The sequence below is a fragment of the Polynucleobacter sp. genome, from assembly GCF_018500155.2.
Taxonomy (GTDB): Bacteria; Pseudomonadota; Gammaproteobacteria; order Burkholderiales; family Burkholderiaceae; genus Polynucleobacter.
Genome location: NZ_JAHBAK020000018.1, coordinates 1 through 10,207 on the forward strand (window position 1 = coordinate 1; position 10,207 = coordinate 10,207).

The 10,207-nt window shown below is 43.5% G+C and carries 14 protein-coding genes and 2 riboswitches; of the genes, 6 read left to right on the top strand and 8 right to left on the bottom strand.

The features are described from left to right. Positions 1-702, top strand: a 702-nt coding sequence (locus tag KIH43_RS02205) for a pseudouridine synthase (RefSeq protein ID WP_297717267.1), incomplete at its 5' end; no start/stop codon positions are given. A 57-nt stretch (positions 703-759) separates the two neighbouring features. Then, on the top strand, positions 760-2,388 hold the full coding sequence (locus KIH43_RS02210; protein WP_296967981.1) for a peptide chain release factor 3: 1,629 nt from the start codon (positions 760-762) through the stop codon (positions 2,386-2,388). A gap of 9 nt (positions 2,389-2,397) precedes the next feature. Here the strand turns inward: KIH43_RS02210 and KIH43_RS02215 are convergent, their stop codons facing one another. Next, a complete protein-coding gene (locus KIH43_RS02215; protein ID WP_297717270.1) occupies positions 2,398-3,270 on the bottom strand; it encodes a DMT family transporter in 873 nt (290 codons plus the stop codon). Positions 3,271-3,370: 100 nt separating this feature from the next. On the opposite strand from KIH43_RS02215, the gene KIH43_RS02220 reads away from it, so the two are divergent. Continuing rightward, positions 3,371-4,015, top strand: a complete 645-nt coding sequence (locus KIH43_RS02220) for a histidine phosphatase family protein (RefSeq protein WP_297717273.1) — start codon at positions 3,371-3,373, stop codon at positions 4,013-4,015. 47 nt (positions 4,016-4,062) lie between these two features. Here the strand turns inward: KIH43_RS02220 and KIH43_RS02225 are convergent, their stop codons facing one another. The 3 genes from KIH43_RS02225 to KIH43_RS02235 form a co-directional block, all read right to left on the bottom strand. Further along, positions 4,063-4,257, bottom strand: a complete 195-nt coding sequence (locus tag KIH43_RS02225) for a hypothetical protein (RefSeq protein WP_297717276.1) — start codon at positions 4,255-4,257, stop codon at positions 4,063-4,065. A 149-nt stretch (positions 4,258-4,406) separates the two neighbouring features. Continuing rightward, a riboswitch (glycine riboswitch) is annotated at positions 4,407-4,510 on the bottom strand. Positions 4,511-4,513: 3 nt separating this feature from the next. After that, a riboswitch (glycine riboswitch) is annotated at positions 4,514-4,604 on the bottom strand. Between the two features lie 56 nt (positions 4,605-4,660). Next, positions 4,661-5,401 (bottom strand): sulfite exporter TauE/SafE family protein, encoded by a 741-nt coding sequence (locus tag KIH43_RS02230; RefSeq protein WP_297717279.1) that lies wholly within the window; start codon positions 5,399-5,401, stop codon positions 4,661-4,663. Between the two features lie 7 nt (positions 5,402-5,408). Then, entirely contained in the window at positions 5,409-6,092 is a 684-nt protein-coding gene (locus KIH43_RS02235) for a haloacid dehalogenase type II (protein ID WP_297717283.1), read from the bottom strand. A gap of 165 nt (positions 6,093-6,257) precedes the next feature. Here KIH43_RS02235 and KIH43_RS02240 point away from each other — a divergent pair, with 165 nt between their 5' ends. Further along, on the top strand, positions 6,258-6,749 hold the full coding sequence (locus KIH43_RS02240) for a Dps family protein (RefSeq protein WP_297717286.1): 492 nt from the start codon (positions 6,258-6,260) through the stop codon (positions 6,747-6,749). Between the two features lie 45 nt (positions 6,750-6,794). On the opposite strand, the gene KIH43_RS02245 is transcribed toward KIH43_RS02240, so the two are convergent. Together KIH43_RS02245 and KIH43_RS02250 are read right to left on the bottom strand one after the other, a co-directional pair. Continuing rightward, the gene (locus KIH43_RS02245; protein WP_297717288.1) at positions 6,795-7,196 is read right to left on the bottom strand and encodes a DUF1398 family protein; all 402 of its coding nucleotides are present in this window, start codon (positions 7,194-7,196) and stop codon (positions 6,795-6,797) included. A gap of 4 nt (positions 7,197-7,200) precedes the next feature. Continuing rightward, a complete protein-coding gene (locus KIH43_RS02250) occupies positions 7,201-7,599 on the bottom strand; it encodes an MAPEG family protein (protein ID WP_297717291.1) in 399 nt (132 codons plus the stop codon). A gap of 111 nt (positions 7,600-7,710) precedes the next feature. Between KIH43_RS02250 and KIH43_RS02255 the strand changes: the two genes are divergently transcribed. Next, a complete protein-coding gene (locus tag KIH43_RS02255; protein WP_297717294.1) occupies positions 7,711-8,136 on the top strand; it encodes a universal stress protein in 426 nt (141 codons plus the stop codon). Positions 8,137-8,241: 105 nt separating this feature from the next. Here KIH43_RS02255 and KIH43_RS02260 read toward each other — a convergent pair whose 3' ends face one another. Continuing rightward, positions 8,242-8,601 (bottom strand): DMT family protein, encoded by a 360-nt coding sequence (locus KIH43_RS02260; RefSeq protein ID WP_297717296.1) that lies wholly within the window; start codon positions 8,599-8,601, stop codon positions 8,242-8,244. A gap of 138 nt (positions 8,602-8,739) precedes the next feature. Between KIH43_RS02260 and KIH43_RS02265 the strand changes: the two genes are divergently transcribed. Then, on the top strand, positions 8,740-9,663 hold the full coding sequence (locus KIH43_RS02265) for a DUF6268 family outer membrane beta-barrel protein (RefSeq protein WP_297717299.1): 924 nt from the start codon (positions 8,740-8,742) through the stop codon (positions 9,661-9,663). 52 nt (positions 9,664-9,715) lie between these two features. On the opposite strand, the gene KIH43_RS02270 is transcribed toward KIH43_RS02265, so the two are convergent. Further along, on the bottom strand, positions 9,716-10,186 hold the full coding sequence (locus KIH43_RS02270) for a hypothetical protein (protein ID WP_297717302.1): 471 nt from the start codon (positions 10,184-10,186) through the stop codon (positions 9,716-9,718). Between the last annotated feature and the right edge of the window lie 21 nt (positions 10,187-10,207).

Here is a 10,207-nt window from a genome sequence, read left to right on the forward strand (position 1 = left end):
GAGCTAGGCTTGTGCTCAAGACGTGAGGCAGACTCTTATATTGAGCAAGGCTTGGTCACCGTTGATGGCGAAGTTGTCAATGAACTTGGGGTTAGAGCATATCGACACCAAAAGATAGAACTTCAATCGGGCGCCAAAGCACAACAAGCATCTCGTATTACTGTTCTTCTAAACAAGCCTGTGGGCTTTATATCGCATTACGATGATGAACAAGAGTATCAACCGGCTGCTTCTTTAATCACCCCCGAAAATTATTTCAGCCACCCTCTTGATAAGGGAAGAAATCCGCGCTTTAACACCAAGGGCTTAGCGCCTGCCGGTCGACTTGATATTGATTCAACGGGTTTACTTGTGCTTACTCAAGACGGGCGTATTGCCAAACTACTGATTGGCGAAAATAGCCCCATTGAAAAAGAATATTTAGTACGTGTAGAGGGCAAACTGTCATTCGAAGATTTGGATCGTTTAAGACACGGCCTATCACTTGATGGAGTCAAGCTGAAGCCAGCGCAAGTGAGTTGGCAAAATGAAGACCAGCTGCGGTTTGTGTTGCGCGAAGGTCGCAAACGTCAAATTCGTCGCATGTGTGAAATGGTTGGATTAAAAGTACTCGGATTAAAACGCGTGAGAATGGGCCGCGTCTCTCTGGGCCCACTGCCTCCCGGTCAATGGCGATTTTTAAGGCCTGAAGAGCAGTTTTAATAAGTCCGCCCGCTTATAATGCTGGTTTTGTACCAAAACAACCAGCGCAGAATTACCATCGATACATCCACCGCTAACACTCCAGCCGCAGAAGTACTCAGACGTCGAAGCTTTGCCATCATCTCTCACCCTGATGCCGGCAAAACTACCCTGACAGAAAAACTATTGCTATACGCGGGAGCAATTCAAATTGCAGGAAGCGTCAAAGCACGAAAAGCTAGTAGGCATGCGACTTCAGACTGGATGGAGATTGAAAAACAGCGTGGCATCTCCGTAGCGAGCTCGGTGATGCAAATGGAATACCGTGACTGCATCATTAATCTTTTAGATACCCCAGGCCACCAAGATTTTTCTGAAGATACCTATCGTGTATTAACTGCGGTTGACTCTGCATTAATGGTCATTGATGCAGCCAACGGTGTTGAGTCACAAACACTTAGGCTATTGGAGGTTTGTCGTGCGCGCAACACGCCCATCGTCACCTTCATCAACAAGTTAGATCGTGAAGTTAAACCTCCCATGGAGCTCATGGACGAGATTGAAACTGCGCTTGGCATTGAAGTTGTTCCATTTACCTGGCCAGTCGGCATGGGTAAATCTTTTGCAGGCGTAATTGACATCGCTAATATGCAGATGCGCATGTTTAAGGCCGGTGAAGATCGCGTCACTGAAGACTCCCACAATGTTGTGGACGTCAATGATCCCGAGCTCAAAGCACGACTTGGCACAGATTTAGAAAATGCACTAGCAGAAGTTGAGCTGATCAAAGAAGCAATGCCTGCATTTGATCGAGAGGCATTTTTAGCAGGCCGTCAGTCGCCCGTTTTTTTTGGTTCTGCTATTAATAATTTTGGCGTAAGAGAAATTCTCAACACACTTGTGGAATTAGCGCCCTCTCCCGGCTCGCGCAAAGCATTGCAACGCGAAGTTAGTCCCGCTGAAAATAAATTCTCCGCTGTAGTTTTCAAAATCCAAGCAAATATGGATCCCGCTCACCGTGATCGTGTTGCTTTCTTGCGCATCTGCTCCGGACATTTTGAGCGCGGTATGAAACTCAAGATTTGTCGTAATGGCAAAGAAGTGCGTACCAATAATGCCCTCTCTTTTTTATCGCAACGACGCGACATTTTGGATGAAGCTTTTCCTGGGGACATTATTGGCTTGCCAAATCACGGCTTATTACGTCTAGGTGACACATTGACTGAAGGCGAACAATTGCAATTTACTGGTCTGCCATTTTTTGCGCCAGAAATTTTTCGCATGGTCGAATCAGCTGATCCCTTGCGCTCAAAACAATTAAGAACTGGCTTAATGCAACTTGGAGAAGAGGGGGCAATTCAAGTATTTAGGCCAATGGCTGGTGGCACCATGTTGCTAGGAGCTTTTGGTCAGCTGCAATTTGAAGTTGTCAGCCATCGACTACAAACAGAATATGGTGCAGAGGTACGTCTTTTGCCAGCACGCTATAGCCTTGCCCGTTGGGTGAGCTCTGATGATCCAGTTGCCTTAAAAAAGTTCACCCAAGAAAATATTCATCGCATGGCAGAGGATGTTGTTGGTGCTTCAGTATTTTTAGCCTCTCATAAATCTGAGTTAGATGTGGCGCAACAACGCTGGGAATCAATCCAGTTCCACGCCCTCAGAGAGCATGCTGGCCTTATCTACCAATCTGATCTCGCTGGCTAAAACCAAGAATTAACGTCTTTTAATTAACATCTTCTTGCTCAATATCACCGTAGACACTACTAGACACGCAAACACCATATTCATAAAGGTGATGTGATCTCCCAATAGGATGCTAGCAGCTACTAATGTGCAAAAAGGTTGAATTAACTGCACCTGACTCACTCTTGCAATTCCTCCAACTGCAAGGCCTTCGTACCAAAAGAAGAATCCCAGAAACATAGAAAATAGGCCCAGATACAAAAAACTTGTCCAGGCTAATATGTCAGCGCTCCAATAATCACTTTTAACGCTCACGAGTGCCATCATTACATTGATGGGAAGCGAAATGACTAAAGCCCAAGATATAACAGCACGGGGATCCATTTTGCGTGATAGCTCGCCACCCTCGACATAACCCACGCACGCACAAATGCCTCCAAGCACCAAGAGCACATCGATGTATGTAAAACTGCCTGAGCTCTTAAGAAGAGCGTAAATCACCACTAGCGCCGCCCCCAAAAGAGAAACAATCCAAAATCCTAAAGAGGGTCTTTCTTTAAAACGTATTACGCCTATCACTGTTGTAGCCAATGGCATCATTCCTAAAATTACTGCGCCATGCGATGAAGAGCCCTCTTTCATTGCTACAGTAGTAAAAATAGGAAAGCCAAAAACAACACCTAGTGCTATCACCACAAATTTGATGAGTTCTGTTTTACTTGGGAAAGGCGCTTTTTTATAGATAAGGTATATCAATGCGGCCAAACCCGCCAAACATGCCCTTCCAAATGCAATGAAGTAAGGGTCAAAACTCAATATCGCAATCTTACTAACAGGCAAGGTGAGACTAAAAATGAGAATGCCAATAAAGCCAATTAACATTCCTTTTGTTTCTTTATTCACTAGCACCCTCAATGAGTCTGATAATTTATTGTATCCATCAATTGACTGGGCAAGCCCTATTACATCAGCGCCATTGATGCCCACCCCTTAGAATTGCTCCATGAAAACTACTCGATTCTGCCTCGTCCGCCACGGCGAAACTCATTGGAATGCTGCACGAAGGATGCAGGGTCATACCGATATTGATTTAAATGATCGAGGCAAAATACAAGCGCAACAAATGGCCCAAGCACTGAAAGCCATTGATCTGAAATTTGATGCGCTCTATACCAGCGACCTCATACGAGCAGCAAAAACAGCTCATGCAATTGAACATCTTTTTGGTGTTAACGCAATCGCCGATGCCGCATTACGCGAACGTCATCTTGGGTCTTTGCAGGGACTTACCATTGAGGATGCACAGCGGCTTAAGCCCGATCTTTGGCAAATTCACATGGAACGCGATCTTGAACACGAGCTCTTGGGTGGCGAGAGTATCAAGCAATTTGCAAACCGTATTCATGGTGCATTAGAGAAAATACGCTACCTGCACGAAGGGCAAACTATCCTGCTAGTAAGCCATGGCGGAGCCCTAGATATGATGTACCGCTTGGCCTCTAAGCAACCATTAGAAGCTGAAAAAGCAGTGAGCGTTCCGAACGCCTCACTCAATTGGATCAGCCACAATGGGTCTTCATGGAAAGTTGAGCAATGGGCAGACACAAACCATCTCAACAATTTGGCCTTAGATAACCTTGATCTTTAAAAAGAGGGCATGAAAAAGCCACCCAGAGGTGGCTTTTTATCAAATCATTACTTTGCAGGATGCAATCGGTTGTGATCTGAAATGCAGAAATCAACAATGACATCTGCAAAACTCAAATAGCGAGAATTAATCTTGCGGAACTGATCAATTTCCAGGGAAAGACTAGAAACCTCGGTTTTAAAACTAACGTCTTCATAGCCAGGATGGTATGGCGCTTCTTCAACAAATTTATTGGTCATCATTACCTCATTAAGTAAATGCTCAAATAAAGGGAGCGGGTTGTAAAACTACACGCGTAGAACTTAGACAAAAGCAATGAAGTGATTAAGATGAATTTTGCATGGAAGACTCCCAAAAGCAGCCCATCAATGCGTTGTCGCTATGGATGGATGCCGCTCCCCCTGTCCCTGATACCTGAGAGATTCATGCCAAGCTTTGCTTAGCACTTGCTCCTTCGGTGCACCATCAAAATGGTGGCTCTCCAGACGGCTATTTAGGATAAGCAGTACCTTCCTGTGGGATACCTGAGCGTTCATGGGAGTTTGCGCCTTCGGTGGAGGATAAATCCTCACTCTCCTGCTTCAATGAAATTATAACTTGTTACTTTTGTTATTTAACTAGTGACTTATACCAATGCACGGCATCTCATAACGTCATTAATAAGATAGATGCTCCTGAGATGAACATCACCATTTCCATCAACAGCAAAAATTTATGTTCGGGCAATGCCAAAACAATCCGCTTTGAAAAAATGGCTCCAATCAGCACAAATAATCCTATAAGTAATCCCTGAGCTATTGCGGTGATATTTAAGAACCCTAGCTGATGGAAGGTAATTCCTTTGGTAAATAGAATAGACAAAGTACTTGCAGCCTCCGTCCCCAAATAGGCGCCCTTAGTAAGACCATAAGCTAGAAAGAACGGGGTATTGATAGCGCCTGTTGTGGCCACAATTCCAGTGAGATAACCAATCACAGCGCCAACCAAACTCATTTGCCATAACTTTAAATAAAAGTTCTTTTTTCTCATCCAACGGCGAATGGGAATGAGCGCGATTAAAAAGAATCCCAGCGTAACTTCAACTAGTTTTTCATTCAACACTACTAAAGTATTCACTCCCAGAATAACTGCGGGAATGGCGGTAAGGCTGTAAACAAAACACACCTTCCAATTAATAACGTTCCACCATAAAAAAATTCGCGAAAGATTCGCAACAGTCGCAACCAAAGCAATAATAGGGATCGCCTGTATGGGCCCATAGAAATAGACAAGCGCGGGCATGAGAATGATGGTTGTTCCGAAACCAATTACGCCGCCTAGGACTCCAGCCCCCAAGCCCAAGGACCCGAGAACTAGGCCCTGAACAATAAGGTCAGATAAATTCATACATTAATTAAATCACCTCGAGAACTTGACTCAAAGATGCACCTTCATAATTTGGCTTCTCACCGATTTCTTCAAAAGGGTGCCCTAGGCGATTTACCCAAAAGACATCGAAACCAAACCACTTAGCAGCCAATGCATCCCAGGCATTACTGGAAACAAACAATATCTCTTTCCTTGCCACCGGGAAAGCCTTGAGGAGCAACTCGTAAGCTTGTGGGGCAGTCTTAAATAAGCGCACATCTTCAACTGTGACGACTTGATCTAAATATGGCTTCAACCCGTTACTTTGCACAACAGTAGATAACATTTCTCTACTACCATTCGATAATATTGCGGTAGAAACTTGGCGTCTTTTGATTTCCTGCAATACGAATTTGCTATCTTCAAAACTCGTCAGTTTTGCATATTGATCCAGGAGCAGTTTCTCATTTTCAACTGAGAGCTCTAATGCCATACGCTTGCAAACATAGTGAAGCGAGCGAATCGTAATATCCCAAAATGGCAAATAGTATTTACTGCCCATAGGATTTGGATCGCTCATCGTAACAACGCGCGTATATTCAATTTGACGATCTCGCCACATTAAGGACAGAGCCTGTCCATGGCCTGGAAATATTTGCTCGGCCAACTCCCCCATGGAATAAACATCGAACAATGTTCCATAGGCATCAAAAGCAATGAGCTTATACATATTTCGAATTCCTCATTTTTCGCCTCACCTATTCAGGGTGGCTTATGCAGTCACTTTAACCTATCATTATTTTTAATGGCAGATATCGATAATATTCATTAGACATCTAGCTCATCTTTCATAACAATGATTGCATCTAGACCAAGATTTTGAAAGGATCACATCATGGCAAAAGCTCCAGCTAAACCACAAATTGACATTGGTATTAATGAAAAAGATCGAAAGGCTATTGCAAAAGGTCTTTCAGCGCTCCTGGCTGATAGCTACTCTCTTTATTTGATGACGCACAACTTTCATTGGAATGTACGCGGACCAATGTTTAATACCTTACACACAATGTTCATGACCCAATATACGGAGCAATGGGGTGCTCTCGATCTCATTGCGGAGCGCATTCGTGCTCTTGGCGAGCCAGCACCTGGAACCTACAAAGAGTTTTCAAAACTCAGCTCTATTAAAGAGGTGGATGGAACCCCCAAAGCCATGGAAATGGTTAAGCATCTTGTCAAGGCCCAAGAAGCAACAGCCAAGACTGCGCGCAAATTATTTCCCCTAGTCGAAAAAGCAAACGATCAACCCACTGCGGACTTACTTACACAAAGGATTGATATTCATGAAAAAACGGCGTGGATGCTTCGAAGTCTATTAGAGGAATAAAAATAGCCGCCTAAGGGCGGCTTTATTTAAACATCGTTTCAATATTTATTGGCCTGGGAAATGCTCAATGTGAGTTTCACCTTGAGCACCAAAATACGTAACGTGCTTTCCTGTGATCCACACCGTATAACCAACACAGCCAGCCAGCATTGTTAATCTTAAAAATTCTGGATATCTCACTTGGTCACCTTGGGCTCTGCGAATGGCAGAAATCATTTCTTCCTTTTTAAAGGGGCTCGGGACTGGAAGGGTGGGCATTTCGGTTGGAATTTGATATGCCTCATTGCTATTGAGGTAGTAGGTTATATATGCCAATCGATAATCTACAAAATACGATTGCACACCAACACTGACCAATTGACCCAATACTTCTGGGAACGTTATTAACCCATCATGAGACTTTTGGGCGCAAGCCTCAATTACTGTCTTTGTATTTTGATCGATCATTAACTTAACCAATCATCTTGTAAATCGTCCACCCAAGGTTTAAAACCATAAGAGTCATTAAAGTATAAAAAGTAAATTTCATACCCAAAACGCGCTTACTGAAATCAGGGGGTGGAGTATGAATACCCTTTGCATGAATCGCCCGACCAATAATAAGAGCAACCCCGGGGCCCGCCACTAACCACCAAGGCGCACCATTGAGCTCAAGGCAGGCAATCAAAATGAGTCCAAATGGAACATACTCAGCAAAATTTCCTTGTGCGCGTATGGCTCTTTCCAAATCCTCGTGTCCGCCAGTGCCAAGACCAACTTTATTTTTTCTTCTCAGAGAAATAACGGCAAGAGACAACTTGATAAACATGCCGGTTAATACGACAGCGATAATAGATGTGACTAGTAGCATGGTGTTCTTTCGTCAGGATTTCATGAATATTGGACAATTTTGCATCTCTTACTCCAGGCGGTTACACTGATAGAATAAGCTTAATAATATTGATATATAAAAGGGGATCTTATGAAAATACTACTACCTACCGACGGCTCAAAATCGTCTCTCAATGCTGCAAAGTATGTAGCCAAAATGGCAAAAAATTCTCGCAGCCCTGTTAGCGTAACTCTCATTAGCGTACATGATGATGTAGGTCTTGGCCATGTTAAGCAATTTGTCGCTAGTGATGTAGTGGACGATTATTTACGAGAGGTAAGCGAAAAAGAGCTTAAGCCAGCACAAAAAATATTAGATGCGGCACGCGTGAAGCATTCTATGGCGATTAAACGCGGTCATATTGCGGAAGAAATCATCAAGCTAGCCAATAAAGAGAAGGTTGACATGATTGTTATGGGCGCAAAAGGTAGAACCAGTTTTGTAGATATGCTGATTGGCTCAGTAGCCCAACGCATTAGCAGTTCGGCCAAGCAACCAGTGTTGCTTGTCAAGTAAAACACATCTTGTCTTCCGATGAAGACAAGAAAATAAAAGCGCCCCGAATTAAACGGGGCGTTTCTATTTGTGTTTCATGCCGACAAAATGCTATGAACCCCCTATTTAAGCCCTAAACATAAAGTACACCGCGCCTAGCAGGCATAGGCCCGCCCAAACGTAATCTATCTTGAATGGTTCCCCCATATAAAAAATGGCGAATGGAACAAAGACGCTCAGCGTGATTACTTCTTGCGCAATCTTTAGCTGACCTAGAGAAAAATATTGAAATCCAATACGGTTGGCTGGCACCTGAAACATATATTCAAGCAAAGCAATTGACCAACTCACCAATACAGCTATCCACCACGGCTTAGAGGACAAGTTTTTCAGGTGCGCATACCAAGCAAATGTCATAAAGACATTAGAAAGCACCAACAGACCAACGAAGGAAAGTAGGCCAAAAAATTGGGATGGACTAGACATAAGACAATATTAATGAATTTACTTATTTGACTCAAAAAAGATTGTTCGAGAGCAGTTTGAGTCTACCCTCCATAGCCAAATCAAGATTTCAAAATTAGATTACTATTTGCCTAATAAATATTATGGGGCTACAGTGGCATGAAAATTTCTATTCAATACAAGTTATTGTTTGTCGCCACAGCATTTAATTCATCAGTTGCACTGGCACAAAATTTTGCTCCGCAAAACCTCCCTGTTGGCTCAGTCATTACCTCACTCAACATCAACGCCATTAACCAATTTAATACCAATACAAGCTCAGGGGGCAGTTTTAATTGGCAAGATGCTAATTTTCATCTCAATAATCGCTACCAGCTCGATGCCAACTCAAGTATTGGCCTCACGCTGCGAGATGGTTATCAAAATTGGTCTTGGAGCAATATTCGCGGGTACGGAAATCAAAATCCTTGGCGGGACATTCAAAGCCCAGGCGTGGGTTTGAGCTACTTTCAAAAACTTGACAATGGCTGGAGTGCAGGACTAGCGCCAATCGTAGATTGGGTTGCTGAAAACGGGGTTGGCACCGCCGGCGCAGCAACCTATGGCGCAATAGCTAGCGCGACAAATCGATATTCAGACAATCTCACTATCGGACTTGGTACTGGCGTATTTCGTCAGATTGATAAAACTAAAGTGTTTCCATTTCTTCTTATTAACTGGAAGATTAATGAAAAGTGGACGCTGAACAATCCATTGCCCGCCGGTCCGTCCGGTGGAGCAGGTCTGGAACTCTCATATGCGTTGGGCAATAAATGGAGTGTAGCTGGTGGTGCCGCATACAGAACATATCGTTTTAGATTAAGCAACTCCAATTACACGCCCAATGGAATTGGGCAAAATTCTTTTACCCCAATCTTCGCTCGCTTAAGCTACTCAATTGAAAGAGGCAGTAGTGCAGATTTATATTTAGCTGCCAATGTTGGTGGAAAACTATCTGTGACCAATGTAAATGGGGGCACGCCTTACAGCACAAATTACCAGACCGGTGTTGCAGTCGCTTTTTCGGTCACCAAAAGGTTCTGAATGGCTTTAGCGGATGCATCTGATAGGCAACTGCTAAGCGAAGAAACAAAAACTACCCGAACTGTCTCTTCTGAATAGCCAATGCTACCGACACCAATCCAACCATAATGGGCACTTCGACTAATGGTCCAATTACAGCTGCAAATGCTGCGCCCGAATTGATCCCAAATACGGCAATTGCCACTGCTATCGCTAACTCAAAGTTATTACTCGAGGCTGTAAAAGATAGAGTGCAGCAACGTTTGTAATCAACACCCATTTTTATGGTGATAAAAAACGTCAGCAGGAACATCACCAAAAAGAATATCAATAAAGGAATGGCGATAGTTACCACATCTATCGGCAACTGAAGAATAAGACTGCCCTTCAAACTAAACATCACCACAATCGTAAAGAGCAAAGCAATCAATGTAATTTTTCCAATGCGTGGCACAAAATTGTTTTGATACCATTCCTTGGTCACAAACTTCAACATCGCGTAACGAGTTAAAAATCCCGCAACACAAGGCACGCCTAGGTAAATAGCTGTCTCTTATACACATCT